Here is a 22,662-nt window from a genome sequence, read left to right as displayed (position 1 = left end):
TTCGGAAACACGCTTAATACGGCCCTCCACAAGCCATGAGGAACCCATGACCGCCTTCAAACAGCTCGTCTTTTCCGGGGTACAGCCGACCGGCAATCTGCATCTCGGCAACTATCTCGGCGCCATCAAGAAATTCGTTGCGCTTCAGGACACGTCAGACTGCATCTATTGCGTCGTCGACCTGCATTCGCTGACGGCACAACTCGTCCATGATGACCTCGCAGACCAGACCCGCTCGATCACCGCCGCCTTCCTCGCCTCGGGCATCGACCCGAAGAAGCACATCGTCTTCAACCAGTCGCGGGTGATGCAGCATGCCGAGCTTGCCTGGATCTTCAATTGCGTGGCGCGCATCGGCTGGATGAACAAGATGACGCAGTTCAAGGACAAGGCCGGCAAGGACCGCGAGAACGCCTCGCTGGGCCTGCTTGCCTATCCCTCGCTGATGGCGGCCGACATCCTGCTCTACCGCGCGACCCATGTGCCGGTGGGCGAGGACCAAAAGCAGCATCTGGAGCTGACCCGCGACATCGCGCAAAAGTTCAATAATGATTTTTCGAGCCGCATCGCCAGTCTTGGCGTCGGCGTCGAGATGCAGGTCGGCGAAGAGACGGTAAACGGGTTCTTCCCGATAACCGAACCGGTGATCGGCGGGCCGGCGGCGCGCATCATGAGCCTGCGCGACGGCTCCAAGAAGATGTCGAAGTCGGACCCGTCGGATCTGTCCCGCATCAATTTGACCGACGATGCCGATACCATCTCGAAGAAGATCCGCAAGGCCAAGACCGACCCGGAAGCGTTGCCAAGCGAAGTCGACGGCCTGGAAAGCCGCCCGGAAGCGGAAAACCTGGTCGGCATCTATGCAGGGCTGGCCGAGATGTCGAAGGCGGACGTGCTGAAGGAATTCGGCGGCCAGCAGTTTTCCGTGTTCAAGCCGGCGCTCGCCGACCTTGCCGTGGAAAAACTGGCGCCGATCGCCGGCGAGATGCGCCGTATCGAGGGCGACCGCGCCTATGTCGACGCGGTGCTGAGAGACGGCGGCGAACGCGCCGGCGCGCTGGCTGAGACCACCATGAAGACGGTACGCGACATTATAGGCCTGTTGCAGGGCTGATCACCGTCAGTGCACCGCACCATTCTGGCCCAAGGCCGGCGGCTTGCCGCCGGTCTGCCGCGGTGGCAGATTGCGGCCGAAAACATCGAGTAGATAGACATGGTCTCCAAACGCCTCAGTCGCGAAGCCGGCCATCGCAGGAAATTCCTGACGATCATCGACGACACGCCGGAGTGCGAGCGCGCCGTCGCCTACGCCTCCAAGCGGGCGCAGAGCACCAGCGGCACGCTGGTGCTGCTCTACATCATCACACCGGACGACTTTCAGCACTGGCTGGGCGTCGAGAAGATCATGCGCGAGGAAGCCAATGCCACGGCACGCGCGGCACTCGACGGCTACGCCAACAAGGTGCGCCAGAAGCTCGGCATCGAGCCCGAGATGGTGGTGCGCGAAGGCAAGCCGACCGAGGAGATCCACAAGCTGATCGAGGAAGACCAGGACATCGCCATCCTGGTGCTGGCGGCAGGTGCCGGCAAGGAAGGACCCGGGCCGCTGGTCGGGGCTGTTGCCGGCAAGGGCGCCGCCTTCCCTATTCCGGTCACAGTGGTGCCGCAGAACCTGTCTGACGAGGAGATCGACAGCCTCGCATAGAGAGTGATGCCGGAAGTGTGAAGCGGTTTCGGATAACATCACGATCCTGGATTTACAGCCCGCGCGGGATTCATTCCCAGCCAGCAAAAACATTCCGCCAGCCAGCCGTTTTGAGCGACGCGTTTCGCTTGAATGTCCAGCCGATTGAGCCTATTTAGAACTATTCCAAACTAGCTGCCCGACTGGGGCACGGAGACGGCCATGTTCATCCAGACCGAATCGACGCCGAACCCGGCAACGCTGAAGTTCCTGCCCGGCAAGGAAGTGCTTGTCGAAGGCACCGCCGATTTCCGCGACGCCGACAGTGCAGCCAGCGCCTCGCCGCTGGCCGGCCGCCTGTTCGAGATCCCCGGCGTGACCGGCGTCTTCTTCGGCTATGACTTCATCACCGTGACCAAGGACGGCCCGGACTGGCAGCACCTGAAGCCGGCCATCCTCGGCGCCATCATGGAGCATTTCATGTCGGGCGCGCCCGTCATGGTCAACGCCGGCCCCGCTGCCGAGACCAGCCAGACCGGCGAATTCTACGACAAGGCCGATGAGCAACTGGTCATCACCATCAAGGAATTGCTCGACACCAGGGTGCGCCCGGCGGTTGCCCAGGATGGCGGCGACATCACCTTCCGCGGCTTCGAGAACGGCACCGTGTTCCTGCACATGAAGGGCGCCTGCGCCGGCTGCCCGTCCTCGACGGCGACGCTGAAGCACGGCATCCAGAACCTGCTCCGCCACTTCGTGCCGGAAGTACAGCAGGTCGAGCAGGTCTCCTAAGACCCCTTCACGCATTCGAGCGAGCAACAAAAAACCGGGCCAGATTGCCCGGTTTTCTGTTTTGGACGTCCGTTGTTGCCTAGACGGTCCGCGTACGAAGGGTAACGCCTATCTTGACCTTGATCTTCCCGAAAACCGGTTCCACTTTTCGCTTTCGTGGACCTCGGTTCCGGATCAAGGTCCTACATCACGATGACCTTGGCACCGACCGAAGTGCGGTCGTAGAGGTCGATGATGTCCTGGTTCATCAGCCGGATGCAGCCTGACGACATCGCTTTGCCGATCGAATTCCATTCCGGACTGCCGTGCAGGCGGTAGCCCATGTCGCCGCCCTTGTTGAACAGATACATGGCGCGCGCGCCGAGCGGGTTCTTCAAGCCCGGCTCCATGCCGCTCGCGAACTTCGCTAGCTCCGGCTGGCGCTGGATCATCTGCCGCGGCGGCGTCCAGGTCGGCCATTCGCGCTTCAGCGCGATATGGGCGGTGCCGTGCCATTCAAAGCCTTCGCGGCCGACGCCGATGCCGTAGCGGATCGCCCGGCCGTCGCCTTCGACGAAGTAGAGAAACTTGTTCTGGGTATCGACGACGATGGTGCCCGGCTTTTCCGAGGTGTCGTAGTTCACCTCTTGCCGGTGGTACTTCAGCGGCACCCTCTCGATCGGGATGCGCGGCAGTTGGTAGCCTGCATCGTTCACCGAACCGTAGTTGTTGGTGAACAGTTGCGAGCCGATCGTGCTGCAACCCGAGATCGCGGCCGACAACGCAAGTGCGGCGACGATTGCAAATGACTTCATGCGCATGAAATGGTCCGATGCCCCGCCAAGATGTCGCGACACGTTACGGCCGCTTTTCCTGAAATCATTCATGCTGGCATTTGCTTTGCTTGCCAAGCGCGCGATGCCTATATGCAGGAGCTTACGTGCCGGTAAGCCGTCAACTATGGCATTTCGGCAACAGGACTCACGGGATTGTGAAGGAAAAACAATGGGCGGCCCTGTCGGATAGCCTAGAAACAGGGAACCACATCGAGGAATCACAATGAATGTAGGCGATGCCGCGGCGCGGTCCGGCCTGCCGGCCAAGACCATCCGCTACTATGAAGAGATCGGCCTGATCGCGCCGGCGCGCGCCGGCAATGGCTATCGCGATTATTCCAGCGACGACATCCATCGGCTGGCCTTCCTGCGCCGTGCCCGCAACCTCGGCTTTTCAATCGACGATTGCCGCCAGCTGATGGCGCTCTACCGGGACCGCAGCCGCGCCAGCCACGATGTGCGCGAGATCGCCGCCGCCCATGTCAGCGCCATCGAGGAAAAAGTGCGCGAGCTGCAGTCGATGCGCACGACCTTGCAGACGCTGATCCAGGCCTGCCATGGTGACGACCGGCCGGATTGCCCGATTTTGGATGACATTGCGGGGGCTGCGCAGGCCGCAGACAGGCGGGCCACGGTTTGAAGCACGGGCGCCGGGATAGACTGGGCGCCGGACGCGCAAGAAAAACCTCCAAAGGTCTATATCTCATTTGGCTAAAATTACGGAACGTCCAATGGACAAGAACGGAACCAAAGCGGTTACATCAGACCTTCGCGCTCACGACGTAAGACTTTAGTCCGGCCGATTTATAGCTAAGGACGGAAGTCGATCGGCACGACATAGGGCCGCTGTGGATCAATACCAGACTGCACCCAGACGAATATGGTGCGATCGCGGAAGACGCTCGGACCAAGCCGTCACCCAGGTTTGGCAACCGAATAATCGTCTGATGAGGCGCGCATATGCTGGGGTCAAAATCCGAAAGCGACCGCCACCTTCAGACCGAACGAGTAAGAAGCAGACCTAGCTTGAGGTAGGTTCAAACTCTTCTCTGACTTCCTTCCAGAGCAAAAACTTGAATGGCCACGCTCTGAGATAGGGGATCAGCTTCTCTCGCCGCAGAGCCGCAAAAAGAAGGGTGGTCAGAACTGAAAACATACAGGACAGAAACGCCACAAAAGCTATCGGCATCATCAATACCGCAGTGAAGCCACCTACAATATGCGGCCAAGTACCCTTCTCAGCTACGATTCCCGCGCTAGCAAGAAGGCCAATCCCCAGCAAGATTAGGCCTATCGTGCCCAACGATACGAGCAGCGCGGTGAGTGCGGTTCTACGCTTCATATGCTTTGCCTCCCGGTAGCTTATCTCAAGCATAGCGGGGATCAATCCGCAGGGCGCGTTGTAAAGTATATAGTCGCCCTGCGAAAGGTGATTGTATGGTTGACAAACCCATTTGCTCACGACCTTGGCTCTGCTAGTCTCGCGCTTGGGTTTGGGGGTCAAGACATGAATGCCGTTGAGTTTATCGACAAGGTTCTAACGCCGCTCGGTGGTGGGCTTGGCGTCCTGCTGGCATGCCGGTTTTCACCGCAACTTCGTGCGCAGGTCAGGCCTGGTCTGGAATTAGTGATGGCAGTTATTGTCGTGCTGATCCTGGGAGCCATCAAATGGCTCTAGGAGCTACCCAGCCGTAGGGAAGTTACCAATTTCGGAACCAAATTCCGCCTAACGCTTACGAGTCGTCGTTTCGTATACGGCTTGGTCATTTACAAGGTTTCGTATGCATCCGCCCTGATAGCCGCCAGTCGGGAACGCGCTATGCTGGTGCGGCGTGGCGTGCAACGGCTGTTGCGGGACATGGGCCCTCTGCAGAACTGGCCCACGCTTGCCGCGGCGATAACAGGCCCTGACTGCCTCGATTTTTGATGATATGGCGGGCTTAGGCCGGGCGAAGGCAAGGCCGCTTCGGGCAGTGACATAAGCGGCCGGACCTCGCTCATCCGAGACTTCAGGACCTTTTCGGCCATCCCGCTTCTCACAAACGCGGAGATGACACCGATCAGAGATTCGATCCAACGCAGTATTGTCCGCAGTACTTCCCGTAGCGCCTGGCCCATGACGTGACATGCCTCTCGGATCATCAATCGTAGCAGGATTATATTCCTATCTGGCCGAATTTGTCAATCGGGATTTTGCCCAAGCATAGGTTCAAACCGTGAACAAAATCTGGCATGGTGGGTGCCATGCCGATCATTTCGCCGATTCTCCTCAATCCCCTGATCGATGGCCGCCAGTCGGAACGCGCCATGCTGGTGCGGCGTGGCGTGCAGCGGCTGCTTATGCAAATGGGCACGCATGTGCTGCCCGAACTGTCGCTGGCCACCGGGCGGCGCGCCGACCTTGTGGCGCTGACCAGGCAGGGCGACATCTGGATCATCGAGATCAAATCCTCGATCGAGGATTTTCGCGTCGACCGCAAATGGCCTGATTACCGGCTGCACTCCGACCGCTTCTTCTTCGCCACCCATCCGGGCGTGCCATCGGAGATCTTCCCCGAGGAATGCGGCTTCATCCTCTCCGACGGCTACGGCGCCGAGATTCTGCGCGATGCGCCCGAGCACCGCATGGCCGCAGCAACGCGCAAGGCGCTGATGCTGCGCATTGCACGGGCGGGTGCGGCGCGGCTGCTGGCGGCGGAGCTGGCGGGTGTGGCGGTGCCGGCGCTGGCGGGAGAGAGCGAGTAGACGAAGCTCAAGTTCCTCGCCCCGCTTTGCGGGGGCGAGGAACCCAAGAACACCTACTCCACCACCTCCTCCACCCCTGCCGCCGGCGCCATCAGGAGCACGGCGGCACCCAGCAGCGCTGCAACGAAGGACCCCGCCAGGATGCCGACCTTGACGGCGTCCTGCAGCGCCATGTCGTTGGCGAAGGCGAGCAGGCCGATGAACAGGCTCATGGTGAAGCCGATGCCGCAGAGCAGCGAAATGCCGATCATGTGCAGCCAGCCGGCATTGACCGGCAGGTCGGCGAAGCCGAGCCGGATGGCAAGCGCGGACGAGCCGAAGACGCCGACCAGCTTCCCCAGCACCAGGCCAGCGGCAACGCCGAGCGTCAGCGGCTCGACCAGGGCAGAGGCGCTGAGGCCGGCCAGCGACACGCCGGCATTGGCAAAGCCGAAGATCGGGATGACGAAGAAGGGCACGATCTTGTGCAGGCCGTGTTCAAGCCGGTGCAACGGCGAATGGTCGAGATCGTGGCCGCTGCCGTCAGAGATTTTCAGCGGAATGGTGAGCGCCAGCGCGACGCCGGCCAGCGTGGCATGCACGCCCGATTTCAGCACCAGCACCCACAGCACGGCGCCCAGAACGAGATAGGGCGTCAGCGTCGTCACCCGCATGCGGTTGAGCACGATGAGCACCGCGATGACGGCGAAGGCCGCACCGAGATAGGCCAGCGACAGGCCGCTTGTGTAGAAGATGGCGATGATGATGACGGCGCCGAGATCGTCGATGATGGCGAGCGCGGTGAGAAAGATCTTGAGCGACGCCGGCACGCGGTTGCCGAGCAGCGACAGTACGCCGAGCGCAAAGGCGATGTCGGTGGCGGTCGGGATCGCCCAGCCGGAGAGCGCGGCGGCGTTGTTGCGGTTGATGGCGACATAGACGAGTGCGGGAACCAGCATGCCGCCGGCGGCGGCGACGCCTGGCAGCACGCGGCGCGGCCAGGTCGAGAGCTGGCCGTCGAGCATCTCGCGCTTGATCTCGAGGCCGACCAGCAGGAAGAACACCGCCATCAGCCCATCGTTGATCCAGTGCGACACGCTGAGCGGGCCGAGATAGGCGTGGAGAGCGGCGAAATAGGTTTCGGCCAATGGTGAATTGGCGACGATCAGCGCAAGGGCTGCCGCAATCATCAGGATGATGCCCCCCGCCGCCTCGCCGTCGAGGAATTCGCGAAGGATGGATTTCGGCTGCTTGTCGCGCATCTGTGCTCCGTTGCCGGGTTTTCCGGCGGCGTTATTGCCGATGATGGGCAAAGGTCGATGGCACGGCAAGCCCAACTGTTTCCAGCGTTGGCGCCGCCCCAACCAATCCGCTTGGCGCTGCGGCGGACGCATAGGGGGAGAGAAGTGTCACCTATGTATCCGGTTCAAAGTGTTACCCATCTATCGGCTGGACAGCAGCTTCAGCCTCGCCGTCGTCTCCTGCAACGCCGGCGATTGGCGAAGCCGGCGATGAGAGCGCCCCTCTCCCCCGTCTCTATACGGGGAGAGGACGCCGGCAGGCAGGTGAGGGGCAGCGCTGAGGTCGGCAATTGGCGGCCGGCGCCGCCGGCGCGTGAACCTCAGCGTGGTGCGCGCTTGGCGAGTATCCGCTGCAGCGTGCGGCGATGCATGTTGAGCCGGCGCGCGGTTTCCGACACGTTGCGGTCGCACATTTCGTAGACGCGCTGGATGTGTTCCCAGCGCACCCGGTCGGCCGACATCGGGTTTTCCGGGGGGGCGGCGCGTTCGCCGGCGGTGCGGGTGAGCGCTGCAAACACGTCGTCGGCGTCAGCCGGCTTCGACAGATAGTCGATGGCGCCGAGCTTCACCGCGGTCACCGCGGTGGCGATGTTGCCGTAGCCGGTGAGGATGACGGTGCGGGCATCGTCGCGCTTCTCGCGGATGGCGGCGACGACGTCGAGGCCGTTGCCGTCGCCGAGCCGCATGTCGACCACCGCATAGGCCGGCGGATGGGCGCGCGCCTTGGCCACCGCCTCCTCGACGCTCTCGGCCGTCTCGACCACGAAACCCCTGGTTTCCATGGCGCGGGCCAGCCGCGTCAGGAACGGCTTGTCGTCGTCGACGATGAGCAGCGAGGTGTCCTCGCCTTCGACCATTGCGCCAATTGCTTCTTCGCCAGTCATTATCTTAAAAAATCCTGCTGCCTTAATTTTACGCAGATATAGTTCCTGAACGCCATTGTCCAATTTTGCCAGGCTTTTACGCGGTGTCGAACATCGAGATCCCCACCGATTCCGGGTTGAGGAAGACGGTGCGGGGCCACGATATCTGCACGATGGCGCCCTCGCCCAGCCCGCTCGAATTGCGGAAATCGAGCGTGGCGCCGGAGCGTTCGAGCAAGGTCTTGGCAATGAAGAGCCCGAGTCCAAGGCCACCGCCGGCCTCGTTGCCCTGGCGTGTCGACATATAGGGCTCGCCGATGCGATCGATGATTTCGGGGGGAAAGCCCGGCCCGTCATCGATGATCGAGAAGGTGACGTCGAGTTCGTCCCAGCTCCATCGCACCGTCACACTGTTGCGGGCGAAGTCGACGGCGTTCTCGACAAGATTGCCGAGGCCGTAGATGACCCCGGGGTTGCGTCGTCCCACCGGTTCGGGGCCGACGCGCTCGCCCGGCCGAAGCTTGATCGAGATGCCGAAATCGCGGTGCGGCGCCGTCACCTCCTCGACCAGCGAGGTCAGCGGCAGACGGGACAGATGCGCCTCGCCCTCGGAGGACAGGCTGGTCAGCCGCTTCAGGATCTCGCGGCAGCGCTCGCTCTGCGACCGCAACAGCTTCACATCCTCACCATATTTAAGATCGTTGCCCAGCGCCTTCTCCATTTCCTTGGAGACAAGGGCGATGGTGGCGAGCGGCGTGCCGAGCTCGTGCGCGGCGGCGGCGGCGAGCCCATCCAGCGCCGACAGATGCTGTTCGCGTTGCAACACCAGTTCGGTGGCGGCAAGCGCATTGGCGAGCAGGCGGGCTTCCTCGGCGACGCGGAAGGCATAGATGGCGGTGAAGGCGATCGAGGAAAACACCGCCATCCATATGCCGGCGACATAGATGAATGGCATGGGCAGCGGCGCGCCCTCATACCATGGCAGCGGCTGGTGGAAGAAGACCAGCAACGTGGCCGCCGCCATGACCAGCGCGCCGAGCACCGCAGTCAGCCGCAGCGGCAGCGACGCCGCCGAGATGACGACGGGCACGGTCATCAGCACCGAGAACGGGTTGGTGAGGCCGCCAGTCAAATAGAGCAGGCCGGCAAGCTGCAGGCTGTCGAAGGTCAGGATGAAAAAGGCTGAGAACGGGGTCAGCCGGTGCGCTGCCGGATAGCGGAAGGTCAGCACCAGGTTAAGCCAGGCCGAGCAGGCGACCAGCGCGAAGCAGAGGCTGACCGGCAGCGGGAATTTGAGCCCATAGGCGACGACCAGCACCGCCAGGCTCTGGCCCACGATGGCCAGCCAGCGCAGCCGGATCAGCGTGTTGAGGCGCAGCCGCTGGCTTTGCTGGAAGTCTGGCGCGTGCACGATGTTGATCATGGCCAAGGATTATAGCCGGGAAAGGACGAGCGCTAGGTCCCTCGCGGTTTGGCGCGGGCGGTGGCCGCAGCGAGCAGCGGATTTTCCGGCCAGACATGGCGGGGATAGCGGCCGCGCATGTCGGTGCGCACATCGGCCCAGGAGCCGCGCCAGAAGCCGGGCAGGTCGCGCGTCGTCTGGATTGGCCGGTGCGCCGGCGACAACAGCTCGAGCGTCAGCGGCACGGTGCCGTTGGCGATTGCCGGATGGCGGTCAAGGCCGAACAGTTCCTGCACGCGGATGGCCAGCACCGGCCATTCGCCGTCATAGCGGATCGGCGCATGGCTGCCGGACGGCGCGTCGAAATGGGTCGGCGCCAGTGTGCCGATCTTGCGCTGCAAATCATGCGGCACCAGCGCCATCAGGCCCGACGACAGCGTGCCGGGGTCTATGGCGGCGAAGGACGCCTTGCCCGACAGGAACGGCAGCAGCCAGTCGTCGAGGCGTTCGAGCAGGGCGGCTTCCGAAACATCGGGCCAGGGCGCGCCGAGGCCGCGATGCAGCCAGCCTAGGCGCTGGCGCAGCGTCTCGCCGTCCTTGCCCCATTCCAGCAGCGACAGGCCGTGCTCGCGCAAGGCATCCAGGATGGCGCGGTCGGCGTCTGTTCCAGTTGGTGCGGGCAGCATGCGCTCCGACAAAGTGATGGCGCCGAGCCTGGCGGTCTCGCGCACGCGCACCGCGCGCCGCTCGCGGTCGAAGCTTGTCTCGCGGCGCGTCTCGATCCTGTCGGCGAGAGCGGCACGGATGTCGGTCTCGTGGACCGCGGCCGCGGCGGTTATACGAGCGTTTTGCGCCTTGCCTTGCAGATCGGCGACGACCAGCCAGGTCTCGCCGGCCAGCGGATCGGCGGCGTCGACCATTGCACCGGAGCCATTGGCCAGCACAAAACGGCCGCGCTCACCGCGCGCTTTTGCGACACGGTCCGGCCAGGCGTGAATGAGGAGAACGCCGGCGCCTGCCGGCGCTTCGCCTTTGCCGCCGCCCGCCTGTTTCGCCAGCCGCTCAGCCAGTTGCCTTGCCGCAACGGCGCGTGGCGATTTCTCAGTGCGAAAGCGCATCAGCCGCCGTTCGAGGTCGGCGCCGTCACCGCCGAGACCACGCTCGGTGAGCAGGACGGCTAGCATCGCAGCCTCGAGCGCGTGGCCGCCGCCAGCGGCTTCAGCGACCATGTGTGCGAGCCGCACGGGCAGGGCCAGCTTGCGCATCGCGCCGCCCGCCTCCGTCAGCCGGCCAGCCGCATCGATGGCGTGCAGCGCCAGGAGCAGGGCCCGCGCCTCGTTGAGCGCGGGAATGGGCGGCGGATCGAGGAAGGACAGGCTTGCGGGATCGGCGACGCCGAAGGCGGCGCAATCGAGCAGTAGGCCGGACAGGTCGGCTTCCAGAATCTCGGGTGGGGTGAAGGCGGGAAGGGCCGCCGTCTGCTCGGCCCGCCACAGGCGGATGGCGACGCCTGGCTGTGTACGCCCGGCGCGGCCGGCGCGCTGGTCGGCGGACGCCCTGGAGACACGCACCGTCTCCAGCCGCGTCAGGCCGCTCGCCGGTTCGTATCGTGGCAGCCGCGACAGGCCGGAATCGATGACGACGCGCACGCCGTCGATGGTGATCGAGGTCTCGGCGATCGACGTCGCCAGCACCACCTTGCGGCGGCCGGGCGGCGCCGGTTTGATGGCGGCATCCTGCGCCCTGTTGTCGAGCTGGCCGTAGAGCGGCACGATGTCGGTGTCGGCGCCGAGCCGGCCCTGCAGCCGCTCGGCGGTGCGCTCGATCTCGCGCTGTCCCGGCAGGAAGGCGAGCACGCTGCCGCTCTCCTCGGCAAGGGTGGAGCGGATAGCCTTGGCCATGGTGTCTTCGACGGGAACGCCGGCCGGCCGTTCGTCGTAACGGATGTCGACGGGAAAGGCGCGGCCTTGACTTTCGATCACTGGCGCGCCGGACAGGAGTTTCGCGACGCGCGCGCCATCGAGCGTTGCCGACATCACCAGCAGCCGCAAATCCGGCCGCAGCGCGCCCTGCACGTCGAGCGCCAGCGCCAGGCCGAAATCGCCGTCGAGCGAGCGCTCGTGGAATTCGTCGAAAATCACCGCCGAGACGCCGGGCAGCTCGGGATCGTCTAGGATCATGCGCGCCAGGACGCCTTCGGTGACGACCAGGATTTTTGTCCGGGCCGATGTGCGGTTTTCCATGCGCATGGCATAGCCGACAGTGGCGCCGGGCTCTTCATCAAGCAATTCGGCCATGCGGCGGGCGGCGGCGCGGGCGGCGAGGCGGCGCGGTTCGAGCAGGACGATCTTGCCGGCGACCAGCCAGGGCGCATCGAGCAGCGCCAGCGGCACCAGCGTCGTCTTGCCGGCGCCGGGCGGCGCCACCAGGACGGCGCTGTTGCCGGAGCCGAGCGCCTCGCTCAGGGCCGGCAGCACGGCGGATACCGGAAGCTCCGGCAAGGATCTCGTCGTCATTGCGTCCGCATATCAGCGGTCACTATGGCCATGCAACCGGATCAAAGCCTCGTGCGCGCAAACGGGTTCCAGCGCACCGTGCCCAGCCGGACCTCCTCGCGCACCATGGTGAGCAGGCCAGACGCGCCAACGACGGCCAAGCCGACCAGCGATATCCAGTCCGGATACTCCTGGAAGAACAACGCGCCGAGGATCACCGCCCAGACGATCTGCGAATAATGCGTCGGCGCGATGCGGTTGGCCGGTGCGTATTTGGCGGCCAGCAGCTGCAGCAATTGGCCGCCGGCGGTAAAGGCGCCGCCCAGCACCAGCCACAGCAGCTGCATGGCGTTGGGGAGGGTGAACGATGTGGCGATGGTGCCGGCCCCGTTGAACAGCAGCCCGTAACCGATGAGCACGCCGAGCATGGTGGTGCGCTTTTCCTGCTGGGCGAGCGACCGCATCAGGATGACGCTGGCCGCGGCAAGGAAGGCCACCGTGAAGGCGGCAAGGTGTCCGAGATGCAACTCGCGAAAACCTGGCCTTACCACCAGCATGACACCTGCAAAGCCGGCAACCACCGCTAGCCAGCGCCATGGACCGACCTTTTCTTTCAGGATGACGGTCGAGAGAATGGTAACGCAAAGCGGCGCCAGGAAGATCAGTGCATAGGTCTCGGCCAGCGGAATGGTGGTGAAGGCGTAGACGCTGAGCACGCCCGAGGCGATGCCGGCCCAGGCGCGGGCCTGCACCGCCCATGGCCGCCCGGTGCGCCAGAAGTCGCGCCAGCGCTCATCGACTGGGCGGCTGAAAAACAGGAAGCAGCCGGCAAACAGCGTGATGAAGAAGCCGATCTCGAAGACGGTGAACTGTCCGCCAAGGCTCTTGATAACGGCATCGCTGCACGAATAGCTTGCATAGGCGATGAGGGCGAGCAGGATTCCGTTCGTCACGTTTTTCCATTTCCGGGGAGAGTGCAGTGAAGGTATTGGCGCTCGGCGCGCATCCCGACGACATCGAGATATTCATGTTCGGTACGCTGGCTGCCTATGCCACGCAAGGCGCAGAACTGACTTTTGCCGTGGCCACGGATGGCGCCAGGGGCGGCATGGGCGACCCGAGCGTTTTGGCTCGTGTCCGCCGCGACGAGGCGGCGGCCGCTGCGGCGCTGCTCGGCGCAACCCTTCGCTTTCTCGACTTTCCCGACGGCGAACTGGTGGCTGATGCGGCACTGATCGCTTCGCTGAAAGCGCTGATACGCGAGACCGCGGCGGATCTGGTTATCACGCATGCCCCCAACGACTATCACGCCGACCATCGTGCTTTGTCGGACGGCGTGCGCATCGCGGCCTCGTTCGGCGTCCCCGTGCTGCATGCCGACACGATGGGCGGCACCGGCTTTGCGCCGACGCATTACGTCGACATTTCCGCCTACGGCGATATCAAGACGCAGGCGATCCGAGCGCACCAGTCGCAGTGGCCGGAGCAATATGTCGACAGAGCGCGCGTCCAGAATGAGTTTCGCGCCGGGCAATGCAACAGCATTCCCGGCTCCCTGGCCGAGGCCTTCCGATTCGAGCCGACATTTCCCTTCGCCGACATCCGCGCGCTGCTGCCGCCCGCGCCCCCTGTTCGGCCGGTGACGCCGCAGACGAAAATTATAGGCGACCCCGGCTAAGCAACTTCCGGGCGAGCCGTCCGGCAATCATTTCCCAACGATTTCAATCGCCGTTTCGCCATGTTGCGGCGCAGCGACGAATTCGCTTGCCTTGTTTAGTAAAAATTGCATCACTAAACAAATTACTAAACATCTGCGGCGCACCGCGCCGCCCTGGCGACGCATAGCGCGCCGTGTTTAGCCCCTCGGAGGAGCGAGGGTTGAGGGGTTCTTGAAACGGCCATCCGGGCGCGTTTCGCAAATGGGAGGAAGGCATGAAATCGAGCTTGAAACTGGCGTTGGGGCTGGCCTCGGCGATTACCGCGTCGACAGCCGTCTCGAACGCGGCGCACGCTGAAGACCTGACGCTTTGCTGGGCCGCCTGGGATCCGGCAAACGCGCTGGTCGAACTGTCCAAGGACTTTACCAAGGAAACCGGCATCGGCATGAAATTCGAATTCGTGCCGTGGACCAACTATGCCGACCGCTTCCTCAACGAGCTCAACTCGCACGGCAAACTTTGCGACCTGATCATCGGCGACAGCCAGTGGATCGGCGGCTCGGCCGAGAACGGCCACTACGTCAAGCTGAACGACTTCTTCGACAAGGAGAAGATCAGCATGGACGACTTCGTGCCGGCAACCGTCGTCGGCTATTCCGAATGGCCGAAGAACACGCCGAACTACTGGGCGCTGCCGGCCATGGGCGACGTCGTCGGCTGGACCTACCGCAAGGACTGGTTCTCCAAGCCGGAACTGCAGAAGGAATTCAAGGAAAAGTATGGTTGGGACCTCGGCCCACCGACCACCTTCGACCAGCTGAAGCAGGTCGCCGAATTCTTCCAGAAGCGCGAGATCGACGGCAAGACCGTCTATGGCGCTTCGATCTACACCGAGCGTGGCTCGGAAGGCATCACCATGGGCGCCATGGACGTGCTCTACAGCTACGGCTTCCAGTATGAAAACCCCAAGAAGCCCTACGAGATGGAAGGCTTCGTCAATTCGCCAGACGCGGTCAAAGGCCTGGAGTTCTACAAGTCGCTCTACGATTGCTGCACGCCTCCGGGTGCCTCGAACAGCTATATGGGCGAAGGCGTCGACGCCTTCAAATCCGGTCAGGTGGCCATGCACATGAACTTCGCCTTCACCTGGCCCGGCCTGCAGAAGGACGAGAATGTCGGCGGTGACAAGATCGGCTACTTCGTCAATCCGAAGGGTCCCGGCGGCGCCCAGTTTGCGCAGCTTGGCGGCCAGGGCATTTCGGTCGTGTCCTATTCAGACAAGCAGGAATCGGCGCTGAAATACATCAAGTGGTTCGCCAACAAGGATGTGCAGGCCAAATGGTGGTCGCTCGGCGGCTATTCCTGCCTGAACGCGGTGGTCAAGGACCCGGCCTTCCCGTCCAGCCAGCCCTATGCGCAGACCTTCCTCGACTCGATGGCGATCGTGAAGGACTTCTGGGCCGAGCCGAGCTACGCACCGCTGCTGCAGGCGTCGCAGAAGCGCTTCCACGACTATGTCGTTGCCGGCCAGGGTTCGGCCAAGGACGCGCTTGACGGCCTGGTCAAGGACTGGACGCAAGTGTTCCAGGACGACGGCAAGATGTAACCGGACAACGGTTTAACGGCTCCTCCCGAGTCGCGCCGACGCGTCCCGTGCCGCCCTTGGCACGGGACGCAGTTCAGATAAATTCCAGTGTCGAGACTTGACGTGACCGAAGCAGGACTCACCATGCTCAATCGGACTGCGGAGAACGTTGCCCGGGCGACCCCGGAGCCGTTGGCCCGCAAGGTCCGGGGCATCAGCGACAAGGGCCTCGCCTGGCTGTTCATCTCGCCGACGATCCTGTTGCTCTTGGCCATCAACATCTTCCCGCTGTTCTGGGCGATCTACCTGTCCTTCACCAACTTCCGCGCGAACCGCCCGAACGAGGTGGTGAAAAACCTCGGCTTCGCCAACTACCAGCGCATCCTCGGCGACCAGGACATCTGGATCGCCATGCAGACGACGGCGCATTTCGTGTTCTGGACGATCCTGCTGCAGACGCTGATCGGTTTCACGCTGGCATGGCTGATCGACAGGAAGTTTCGCGGCCACGCCTTCTGGACGACCATCATCCTGGTGCCGATGATGCTGTCGCCGGCGGTGGTCGGCAATTTCTGGCGTTTCCTCTACGAGCCGCAGATCGGCCTGTTCGCCTACGCCATCTCGTTCGTCACCCGGATACCACCGACCGACATCCAGATGCTGTCCAACGTGTCGCTGGCGCCGTGGTCGATCATCATCGTCGACACCTGGATGTGGACGCCCTATGTCATGCTGATCTGTCTCGCCGGCCTGCGCTCCATCCCCGAATACATCTATGAAGCCGCCGAGGTCGACCGCGCGTCCAACTGGCGGCAGTTCTGGTCGATCACGCTGCCCATGGCGCTGCCCTTCATCATGCTGGCGGTGCTGTTTCGCGGCATCGAGAACTTCAAGATGTTCGACATGGTCAACCTGCTGACCGGTGGCGGGCCGGGCTCGACCACCGAGGTCGCCTCGATCACGCTGAAGCGGCAGGCCTTCGAGAGCTGGCGCACCGGATATTCCTCGGCCTTCGCCATCATCCTGTTCGTCGCGGTGTTTGGGCTGGCCAACATCTACGTCAAGGCGCTGAACAAGGTGAAGCAGAGATGAGCCTGACCACCGCCCACTCCGTCGTCGCCCCCTCGGCCAATTCGAAGCGGATCGCCGGCACGATCATCGTGCTCTACGCGCTGATCTCGATCGTGCCGTTGCTGTGGATCTTCGCCACCAGCTTCAAGACGCCGCCGGATTCGATCGCCTATCCGCCCAAGATTCTGTTCCAGCCGAGCATCGAGGGCTATTGCAACCTGTTCACGACGCGCACCAGGCAAACGCCCGACTACATCAACTCGCTCGGACCCGCGACCGGTTTCTGCGACGAGACCTCGCGCAAGCGCAACATGGTGATTGCCGGCCCGTCCAATTTCCTGCCGCGCTTCGTCAACTCACTGATCATCGCCTTCGGTTCCACCTTCTGCGCCGTATTCCTCGGCACGCTTTCGGCCTACGGTTTCTCGCGCTTCAAGGTGCCGCTGGCCGATGACCTTCTGTTCTTCATCCTGTCGACGCGCTTTATGCCGCCGATCGCGGTCGCGATTCCCATCTACCTGATGTACCGCGAGCTCGGCCTGTCCGACACCGCGCTGGGCATGATCCTGCTCTACACCGCGGTCAACGTGTCACTCGCGGTGTGGCTGCTGAAAGGCTTCATCGACGAGATCCCGCGCGAGTATGAGGAAGCGGCGATGATCGACGGCTATACCAGGCTGCAGGCCTTCTGGCGCACCGTGCTGCCGCAAGCGACTACCGGCATCGCCGCGACCGCCATCTTCTGCCTGATCTTCGCCTGGAACGAATATGCATTCGCTGCACTCTTGACGTCCGGCACCGCGCAGACCGCGCCGCCCTTCATCCCGACCATCATCGGCGAAGGCGGCCAGGACTGGCCGGCGGTGGCGGCCGGCACGACGATCTTCCTGGTGCCGATCCTGGTTTTCACCGTCCTGCTTCGCAAACAATTGCTGCGCGGCATCACTTTTGGGGCGGTGCGCAAATGATTGGTGTGCCAGGTCGACCCCCACTCCCTCGAGCTTCGCTCGACACCTCTCCCCCGATCGACGGGGTAGAGGAAGGACGCGAACTTCATTCAGCCAGGCTCCCTTCCTCTCCCTCCGGAGGGGGGAGAGGTGGCGCTGCGAAGCAGCGACGGAGTGGGGGAACCACCTGGCAACCGTCTCGCCCCGTTACCGGGCAGAAGGAAGGGAGCTACGCATGACGCGCCCAGCCATCTCCAAAAAGTCATCCTGGCCTCGCTGGGCCCGGCGCGGCCTCATGGAAAATATCGCCACGACGCTGATCGCCATTGGATTCCTGATGCTGTTCCAGCCCTTCGCGCTGGCGCTCTACACCTACTCCTTCATCACCATGCTCGCCGGCACGGTGATGTTCATCATCGTCTCGAAATTCCCGGAATAATCATGGCCGAAATCCGCGTCCAACATTTGGGAAAGGCCTTCGGCGATTTCGTCGCCGTGCAGGATTCCAGCTTCGTCGTCGAGGATGGCGAGTTCTTCGTGATGCTTGGGCCGTCAGGCTGCGGCAAGACGACGACGCTGCGCATGATCGCCGGGCTCGAACTGCCGACCGGCGGCCAGATCCTGCTCGGCGGCGAGGATGTCACCATGCGCCGGGCGCGGGAGCGCGACATTGCCTTCGTGTTCCAGCTGTTCGCGCTCTATCCGCATATGAATGTGCGCAAGAACATCGGCTTCCCGCTGCTGGCGCAAGGCATGCCGTCCGCCGAGATCCGCCAGCGGGTCGAAGAGACGGCCAAGCTTTTGCGCATCGACCACCTGCTCAACAAATCGGTCTCAGGGCTTGCCGGCGGCGACCGCCAGCGGGTCGCGCTCGGCCGTGCCATCGTGCGGCGGCCAAAGTGTTTTCTGATGGACGAGCCGCTCGGCACGCTCGACACCGAATTCCGCGATCTGATGGTGCATGAGTTGCGCGAGCTGCACAACCGCATCCACGCCACCACCGTCTATGTCACGCACGACCAGATGGAAGCGATGTCGATGGCCGACAAGATCGCCGTCATGAACCATGGCGTCATCGAACAGTTCGGCAGCCCGCGCGAAATCTACGACCGCCCGGCAACCATGTTCGTCGCCGACTTCATCGGCTCGCCGCCGATGAATTTCCTGGGCTTCGGTGGCGGGCTGGCGAAGGGGGCGAAGGAAATCGTCGTCCAGGGCGCCAAGGTGGCGGTGCCGGAAGTGCGCGAGGAAATTGCGCCCGCCGACATGGCGCTCGGCATCCGTCCCGAGCACATCCGTTTCGACGATGCGTCGAAACTGCGCGGCGCCATCTACGGCACCGAATATCTCGGCACGACGCAGATCGTGGCGGTGGAGACGGCGGACGGCATCATCAAGGCGCGGGTGCCGGCCGAAATCCGGCTCGCTGCCGGCGATCATGTCGGCCTGATGTTGAACAGCGCGCGGCTGTCACTCTTCGACAAGGGATCGGGCCGCGCCGTGCGCACCGCTGTTCACGATACCGCCTCTCAAGGGAGAGCGCAGCATGGCTGACGTGCACATCAAGGGCGTGACCAAAAGCTTCGGCGACCATGTCGCCGTCGATGGCCTCGACCTTAACATCGCCGATGGCGAATTCGTCGTGCTGCTCGGTCCCACAGGCGCCGGCAAGACGACGACGCTGAGATTGATCGCCGGACTGGAGCGGCCGGATGGCGGCACGATCCATATTGGCGGCCACGATGCGACGACGCTGTCGCCGGCCGAGCGCGACACCGCCTTCGTGTTCCAGCAATATTCGCTCTACCCGCATCTGTCAGTCTACGACAACCTCGCCTTCCCGCTGCGCTCGCCGGCGCGGAAAGTACCGGAGGACCAGATTCGCCGCCGCGTCGAAGAGGTCGCAAGGATGGTGCGCATCCACCACAAGCTCGCCAACCGCTCGACCAAACTGTCGGGCGGCGAGATGCAGCGCGTCGCCATCGGCCGAGCGTTGGTGCGCAAACCGTCGATCTATCTGATGGACGAACCGCTGTCGTCGCTGGATGCCAAATTGCGCGCCGATCTCAGGCTCGAACTCAAGCGCATCCAGGCCGAACTCGGCGCCACCATGCTCTATGTCACGCACGACCAGATCGAGGCGATGACCATGGCCGATCGCATCGGGATCCTCAATGACGGCGTGCTGGTGCAGATCGGCACGCCGCGCACAATCTATTCGGAGCCGGCCAACCTTCATGTCGCGGCCCGCCTCGGCCAGCCGGCGATCAACCTGCTGCCGGCCGGGCTGCTGCCTGATGGTGGGGCGCCGACCGGAACCAAGACCATCGGCGCGCGCACCGAGCATCTGTCGATCGAGAAGACCGCAAACGGCCATGCCGACGGCGTCGTCGACTGGGTCGAACATCTCGGGGACCAGAACCATCTGCATGTTACGGTCGGCCCGAAGAAACTGGTGACGCTCACCGACCCCGATACGGATCTGGCCGAGGGCGACAAAGTGGTGATCCGCTACCGCTCGCCACTTTATTTCGGCGCCGACGGACAAAGACTGATGTGAGGTTTTCGGTGTCTCGCCAAGGGCACGGCACCGGCTTCTGATTGACGAATACAGGACGAATTCGATGAAGCACTTTTTCAACCGCAGGGAAACGATCGTCACCGAGGCGCTGGACGGGCTGTTGCGGACTATCGGTTCCGGCGATCTCGCGCGCCTCGACGGTTACCCCGAGATCAAGGTCGTGCTGCGCGCCGACTGGGACAAGGCGAAAGTTGCCGTCGTCTCCGGTGGCGGCGCCGGACACGAACCGTCTCATGCCGGCTTTGTCGGCAAGGGCATGCTGACGGCGGCGGTTTCGGGCGAGATCTTTGCCTCGCCCAGCGTCGAGGCGGTGCTGGCGGCCATCCGCGCGGTGACCGGCCCCGCCGGCTGCCTGCTGATCGTCAAGAACTACACCGGCGACCGGCTCAATTTCGGCCTGGCGGCCGAGAAGGCGCGCGCCGAGGGGTTTCGCGTCGAGATGGCGATCGTTGCCGACGACATCGCCCTGCCGGGTATCAACCAGCCGCGCGGCGTCGCCGGCACCTTGTTCGTGCACAAGATCGCCGGCCATTTGGCGGAGACCGGTCAGGACTTGGCAGCCGTTGCTACAGCCGCTCGCGCGGCGGCGAAGGACATCGTCTCGCTCGGCATGTCGCTGTCGTCCTGCTCGATCCCCGGCCAGCCACATGAAGAGCGGTTCGGCGAAAATGACGGCGAACTCGGCCTCGGCATCCATGGCGAGCCGGGCGTCGAGCGCATCGCGGTGCAAAGCGCCGACAAGCTGGTGGCGATCATGGCGGAGCGGCTGGCCGCGCGGCTCGACCCGAACGCCAGCCACGCGTTGCTCATCAACAATCTCGGCTCGGTGCCGCCGCTTGAGATGTCGCTGGTCGCCAATGCCGTGCTGGCCTCGCCGCTGGCCAAGACCGTGAAGCTTGCGATCGGCCCCGGACCGCTGATGACGGCGCTCAACATGAACGGTTTTTCGCTGTCGCTGATCAAGCTCGATGCGGCGCGCGAGGCAGCCTTGCTGGCGCCTGTCGGCCCACATGCCTGGATGCCGGCCAAAACCGTCGTCGCGCCGGCTATCGTGCCTATGGCGAAAGCGGCTGGAAACAGCGCAGCCCAAAGGGCCAGCCAGGATTCCGGCACCAGGCGTTTGATCATCACGGTCTGCGCACGGCTGATCGCGCTCGAAGAGACACTGAACGGGCTCGACGCCAAGGCGGGCGATGGCGATACCGGTTCGACGGTTGCGACCGGCGCGCGCAGCGTGCTGGAACGGCTCGATGCGCTGCCGCTGGCCGACCCTGCCGCCACGCTTGCGGCTATAGGCGATAGTCTGGGCGTCGCAATGGGCGGCTCCTCAGGCGTCTTGCTGTCGATCTTCTTCACGGCGGCGGCTCAGGCTTCGAACGGCGGAGCAACCCTGTCCAAGGCGCTGCTTGCCGGGCTTGACCGGATGACCTTCTATGGCGGCGCCAGGGTCGGCGACCGCACCATGGTCGATGCCTTGGAGCCGGGGCTGAAGGCGCTCGATGCCAAGGGGCTGGATGCCGCGGCTACAGCGGCACGGCACGGCGCCGAGGCGACCGCGGCCATGGAGAAGGCGAAGGCCGGGCGCTCCGCCTATGTCGGCACCAAATTGCAGGGCGTAGTCGACCCTGGCGCCCATGCCGTGGCCGAAGTGTTCGCGGCCGCCGCGCTGCATGCAACGGCCTGACGGCATGCTTAGATTGTCGAATGAAAACTCTTGCGATACTGCCGGCAGGATCGAAACCGGGAATCTGGACATGGCAGCGTTCGACCTTGCCAGGCTGATCACCGCCGCCGCGGACACGATCGCCGCTCACTCGGAAGAGTTGACCGCGCTCGACCAGGCGATCGGCGACGGTGACCATGGGCTGAACATGAAGCGCGGGTTTGAGGCCTTGCGTGCCGATGCCGAGGCGTTTTCGGCCAAGCCGCTGCCCGAGGCGCTGAAGGCGATCGGCACCAAGCTGGTGATGACGGTTGGCGGTGCATCCGGGCCGCTCTTCGGTACATTGTTCCTGGCGCTGGGCAAGGAGATTTCGGGAGAGCCGGATCGTGCCAATCTGGCGGCTGCTTTCGGCAAGGCAATCGAAGCTGTGGCCGCCAGAGGCAAATCCCAGGTCGGTCAAAAGACCATGCTCGATGTGCTGCAACCTGTGCAGGACGCGTTGGTCGAAGGAAAGACGGCCATGGAAATTGCAGATATCGCCGACATGGCTGCCGAGGCGACCGTGCCGATGAAGGCAACACGCGGTCGCGCCTCATTCCTCGGCGACCGCTCAATCGGTCATATGGATGCCGGCGGACGCTCTGTGGCGCTGCTGGTGCGGACCGTCGCCGAAACCGTCGAGGGCCAAGCATGAGCAATGTCGGCATCGTCATCGTCTCGCATTCCCCGCTGGTTGCCGAAGGCACGGCCGACATGGTGCGGCAGATGGTGGGCGACGAAGTGCCGCTTGCATGGTGCGGCGGAAACGGCCATGGCGGGCTCGGCACCAGCGTCGAAGCGATCATAGGCGCCATCGACAAGGCGTGGTCGGAGGCGGGCGTCGCCATACTGGTCGATCTCGGCGGCGCCGAGACCAATTCGGAAATGGCGGTGGAAATGATCGGCGAGCCGCGGGCGCAGAAGATCATCGTCTGCAACGCGCCGATCGTCGAAGGCGCGGTGATGGCGGCGACCGAGTCCTCCGGCGGCGCCTCGCTGAAGGAAGTGGTGGCGACGGCGCATGAATTGTCGCCGTCGTGAG

23 protein-coding genes are annotated in these 22,662 nt (G+C 63.7%); 16 read left to right on the top strand and 7 right to left on the bottom strand.

Annotation, left to right across the window (positions count from 1 at the left end; translation table 11 throughout):
* Nucleotides 1-46 precede the first annotated feature (46 nt).
* From trpS to NLY36_RS18770, 3 genes are all read left to right on the top strand, one after another.
* Entirely contained in the window at nucleotides 47-1,114 is a 1,068-nt protein-coding gene (gene trpS / locus NLY36_RS18780; protein WP_023672858.1) for a tryptophan--tRNA ligase, read from the top strand.
* Between the two features lie 99 nt (nucleotides 1,115-1,213).
* The gene (locus tag NLY36_RS18775; RefSeq protein ID WP_023672856.1) at nucleotides 1,214-1,705 is read left to right on the top strand and encodes a universal stress protein; all 492 of its coding nucleotides are present in this window, start codon (nucleotides 1,214-1,216) and stop codon (nucleotides 1,703-1,705) included.
* Nucleotides 1,706-1,906: 201 nt separating this feature from the next.
* On the top strand, nucleotides 1,907-2,476 hold the full coding sequence (locus NLY36_RS18770) for a NifU family protein (protein ID WP_023685140.1): 570 nt from the start codon (nucleotides 1,907-1,909) through the stop codon (nucleotides 2,474-2,476).
* 182 nt (nucleotides 2,477-2,658) lie between these two features.
* On the opposite strand, the gene NLY36_RS18765 is transcribed toward NLY36_RS18770, so the two are convergent.
* On the bottom strand, nucleotides 2,659-3,276 hold the full coding sequence (locus NLY36_RS18765) for a L,D-transpeptidase (RefSeq protein WP_023692663.1): 618 nt from the start codon (nucleotides 3,274-3,276) through the stop codon (nucleotides 2,659-2,661).
* Nucleotides 3,277-3,514: 238 nt separating this feature from the next.
* Here NLY36_RS18765 and cueR point away from each other — a divergent pair, with 238 nt between their 5' ends.
* Entirely contained in the window at nucleotides 3,515-3,931 is a 417-nt protein-coding gene (cueR, locus tag NLY36_RS18760) for a Cu(I)-responsive transcriptional regulator (RefSeq protein WP_023672853.1), read from the top strand.
* Between the two features lie 381 nt (nucleotides 3,932-4,312).
* Here cueR and NLY36_RS18755 read toward each other — a convergent pair whose 3' ends face one another.
* Entirely contained in the window at nucleotides 4,313-4,633 is a 321-nt protein-coding gene (locus NLY36_RS18755; RefSeq protein WP_023736191.1) for a hypothetical protein, read from the bottom strand.
* A 165-nt stretch (nucleotides 4,634-4,798) separates the two neighbouring features.
* Between NLY36_RS18755 and NLY36_RS18750 the strand changes: the two genes are divergently transcribed.
* The gene (locus tag NLY36_RS18750) at nucleotides 4,799-4,969 is read left to right on the top strand and encodes a hypothetical protein (protein WP_023685143.1); all 171 of its coding nucleotides are present in this window, start codon (nucleotides 4,799-4,801) and stop codon (nucleotides 4,967-4,969) included.
* Nucleotides 4,970-5,535: 566 nt separating this feature from the next.
* Entirely contained in the window at nucleotides 5,536-6,036 is a 501-nt protein-coding gene (locus NLY36_RS18745) for an MmcB family DNA repair protein (RefSeq protein ID WP_023736193.1), read from the top strand.
* A gap of 53 nt (nucleotides 6,037-6,089) precedes the next feature.
* On the opposite strand, the gene nhaA is transcribed toward NLY36_RS18745, so the two are convergent.
* The 5 genes from nhaA to NLY36_RS18720 form a co-directional block, all read right to left on the bottom strand.
* Nucleotides 6,090-7,277 (bottom strand): Na+/H+ antiporter NhaA, encoded by a 1,188-nt coding sequence (nhaA, locus tag NLY36_RS18740; protein ID WP_023736194.1) that lies wholly within the window; start codon nucleotides 7,275-7,277, stop codon nucleotides 6,090-6,092.
* A 359-nt stretch (nucleotides 7,278-7,636) separates the two neighbouring features.
* Nucleotides 7,637-8,200, bottom strand: a complete 564-nt coding sequence (locus NLY36_RS18735; RefSeq protein WP_023672848.1) for an ActR/PrrA/RegA family redox response regulator transcription factor — start codon at nucleotides 8,198-8,200, stop codon at nucleotides 7,637-7,639.
* A gap of 76 nt (nucleotides 8,201-8,276) precedes the next feature.
* Complete coding sequence (locus tag NLY36_RS18730; protein WP_023703121.1) at nucleotides 8,277-9,602, bottom strand: ActS/PrrB/RegB family redox-sensitive histidine kinase; 1,326 nt, start codon at nucleotides 9,600-9,602, stop codon at nucleotides 8,277-8,279.
* Between the two features lie 32 nt (nucleotides 9,603-9,634).
* Nucleotides 9,635-12,097, bottom strand: coding sequence for an ATP-dependent helicase HrpB (gene hrpB, locus NLY36_RS18725; protein ID WP_023736195.1), 2,463 nt, complete (start codon nucleotides 12,095-12,097; stop codon nucleotides 9,635-9,637).
* Between the two features lie 41 nt (nucleotides 12,098-12,138).
* Nucleotides 12,139-13,029, bottom strand: coding sequence for a DMT family transporter (locus tag NLY36_RS18720; RefSeq protein ID WP_023694178.1), 891 nt, complete (start codon nucleotides 13,027-13,029; stop codon nucleotides 12,139-12,141).
* 26 nt (nucleotides 13,030-13,055) lie between these two features.
* Here NLY36_RS18720 and NLY36_RS18715 point away from each other — a divergent pair, with 26 nt between their 5' ends.
* The 10 genes from NLY36_RS18715 (at nucleotide 13,056) to dhaM (ending at nucleotide 22,661) form a co-directional block, all read left to right on the top strand.
* Entirely contained in the window at nucleotides 13,056-13,754 is a 699-nt protein-coding gene (locus NLY36_RS18715) for a PIG-L deacetylase family protein (protein ID WP_023696984.1), read from the top strand.
* A gap of 254 nt (nucleotides 13,755-14,008) precedes the next feature.
* A complete protein-coding gene (locus tag NLY36_RS18710) occupies nucleotides 14,009-15,340 on the top strand; it encodes an ABC transporter substrate-binding protein (RefSeq protein ID WP_023684201.1) in 1,332 nt (443 codons plus the stop codon).
* A gap of 123 nt (nucleotides 15,341-15,463) precedes the next feature.
* The gene (locus NLY36_RS18705; protein WP_031198535.1) at nucleotides 15,464-16,411 is read left to right on the top strand and encodes a carbohydrate ABC transporter permease; all 948 of its coding nucleotides are present in this window, start codon (nucleotides 15,464-15,466) and stop codon (nucleotides 16,409-16,411) included.
* Entirely contained in the window at nucleotides 16,408-17,358 is a 951-nt protein-coding gene (locus NLY36_RS18700) for a carbohydrate ABC transporter permease (RefSeq protein ID WP_023696983.1), read from the top strand. The genes NLY36_RS18705 and NLY36_RS18700 overlap by 4 nt, the downstream gene beginning before the upstream one ends.
* 214 nt (nucleotides 17,359-17,572) lie before the next feature.
* Nucleotides 17,573-17,776, top strand: a complete 204-nt coding sequence (locus NLY36_RS18695; protein ID WP_023668776.1) for a hypothetical protein — start codon at nucleotides 17,573-17,575, stop codon at nucleotides 17,774-17,776.
* A 2-nt stretch (nucleotides 17,777-17,778) separates the two neighbouring features.
* Nucleotides 17,779-18,891: an ABC transporter ATP-binding protein gene (locus NLY36_RS18690; RefSeq protein ID WP_023711246.1), complete on the top strand. Its 1,113-nt coding sequence runs from the start codon at nucleotides 17,779-17,781 to the stop codon at nucleotides 18,889-18,891.
* Complete coding sequence (locus tag NLY36_RS18685) at nucleotides 18,884-19,897, top strand: ABC transporter ATP-binding protein (protein WP_023736196.1); 1,014 nt, start codon at nucleotides 18,884-18,886, stop codon at nucleotides 19,895-19,897. Before NLY36_RS18690 ends, NLY36_RS18685 begins: the two co-directional genes overlap by 8 nt.
* A 64-nt stretch (nucleotides 19,898-19,961) precedes the next feature.
* Nucleotides 19,962-21,602: a dihydroxyacetone kinase subunit DhaK gene (locus tag NLY36_RS18680; protein ID WP_023736197.1), complete on the top strand. Its 1,641-nt coding sequence runs from the start codon at nucleotides 19,962-19,964 to the stop codon at nucleotides 21,600-21,602.
* A gap of 70 nt (nucleotides 21,603-21,672) precedes the next feature.
* A complete protein-coding gene (gene dhaL, locus NLY36_RS18675) occupies nucleotides 21,673-22,275 on the top strand; it encodes a dihydroxyacetone kinase subunit DhaL (protein WP_023668780.1) in 603 nt (200 codons plus the stop codon).
* Nucleotides 22,272-22,661 (top strand): dihydroxyacetone kinase phosphoryl donor subunit DhaM, encoded by a 390-nt coding sequence (dhaM, locus tag NLY36_RS18670; RefSeq protein WP_023668781.1) that lies wholly within the window; start codon nucleotides 22,272-22,274, stop codon nucleotides 22,659-22,661. Before dhaL ends, dhaM begins: the two co-directional genes overlap by 4 nt.
* The last annotated feature ends 1 nt before the right edge of the window (nucleotide 22,662 follow it).

Source organism: Mesorhizobium sp. C399B (assembly GCF_030323185.1).
Lineage (GTDB): Bacteria > Pseudomonadota > Alphaproteobacteria > Rhizobiales > Rhizobiaceae > Mesorhizobium.
The sequence above is the reverse complement of the archived record's forward strand: the minus strand, read 5'-3'. Positions and strand labels throughout refer to the sequence as shown.

Coding starts and splice junctions, on each gene's coding strand:
- trpS (WP_023672858.1), top strand. CDS start 47: ATGACCGCCTTCAAACAGCTCGTCTTTTCCGGGGTACAGCCGACCGGC.
- NLY36_RS18775 (WP_023672856.1), top strand. CDS start 1,214: ATGGTCTCCAAACGCCTCAGTCGCGAAGCCGGCCATCGCAGGAAATTC.
- NLY36_RS18770 (WP_023685140.1), top strand. CDS start 1,907: ATGTTCATCCAGACCGAATCGACGCCGAACCCGGCAACGCTGAAGTTC.
- NLY36_RS18765 (WP_023692663.1), bottom strand. CDS start 3,276: ATGCGCATGAAGTCATTTGCAATCGTCGCCGCACTTGCGTTGTCGGCC.
- cueR (WP_023672853.1), top strand. CDS start 3,515: ATGAATGTAGGCGATGCCGCGGCGCGGTCCGGCCTGCCGGCCAAGACC.
- NLY36_RS18755 (WP_023736191.1), bottom strand. CDS start 4,633: ATGAAGCGTAGAACCGCACTCACCGCGCTGCTCGTATCGTTGGGCACG.
- NLY36_RS18750 (WP_023685143.1), top strand. CDS start 4,799: ATGAATGCCGTTGAGTTTATCGACAAGGTTCTAACGCCGCTCGGTGGT.
- NLY36_RS18745 (WP_023736193.1), top strand. CDS start 5,536: ATGCCGATCATTTCGCCGATTCTCCTCAATCCCCTGATCGATGGCCGC.
- nhaA (WP_023736194.1), bottom strand. CDS start 7,277: ATGCGCGACAAGCAGCCGAAATCCATCCTTCGCGAATTCCTCGACGGC.
- NLY36_RS18735 (WP_023672848.1), bottom strand. CDS start 8,200: ATGACTGGCGAAGAAGCAATTGGCGCAATGGTCGAAGGCGAGGACACC.
- NLY36_RS18730 (WP_023703121.1), bottom strand. CDS start 9,602: ATGATCAACATCGTGCACGCGCCAGACTTCCAGCAAAGCCAGCGGCTG.
- hrpB (WP_023736195.1), bottom strand. CDS start 12,097: ATGACGACGAGATCCTTGCCGGAGCTTCCGGTATCCGCCGTGCTGCCG.
- NLY36_RS18710 (WP_023684201.1), top strand. CDS start 14,009: ATGAAATCGAGCTTGAAACTGGCGTTGGGGCTGGCCTCGGCGATTACC.
- NLY36_RS18705 (WP_031198535.1), top strand. CDS start 15,464: ATGCTCAATCGGACTGCGGAGAACGTTGCCCGGGCGACCCCGGAGCCG.
- NLY36_RS18700 (WP_023696983.1), top strand. CDS start 16,408: ATGAGCCTGACCACCGCCCACTCCGTCGTCGCCCCCTCGGCCAATTCG.
- NLY36_RS18695 (WP_023668776.1), top strand. CDS start 17,573: ATGACGCGCCCAGCCATCTCCAAAAAGTCATCCTGGCCTCGCTGGGCC.
- NLY36_RS18690 (WP_023711246.1), top strand. CDS start 17,779: ATGGCCGAAATCCGCGTCCAACATTTGGGAAAGGCCTTCGGCGATTTC.
- NLY36_RS18685 (WP_023736196.1), top strand. CDS start 18,884: ATGGCTGACGTGCACATCAAGGGCGTGACCAAAAGCTTCGGCGACCAT.
- NLY36_RS18680 (WP_023736197.1), top strand. CDS start 19,962: ATGAAGCACTTTTTCAACCGCAGGGAAACGATCGTCACCGAGGCGCTG.
- dhaL (WP_023668780.1), top strand. CDS start 21,673: ATGGCAGCGTTCGACCTTGCCAGGCTGATCACCGCCGCCGCGGACACG.
- dhaM (WP_023668781.1), top strand. CDS start 22,272: ATGAGCAATGTCGGCATCGTCATCGTCTCGCATTCCCCGCTGGTTGCC.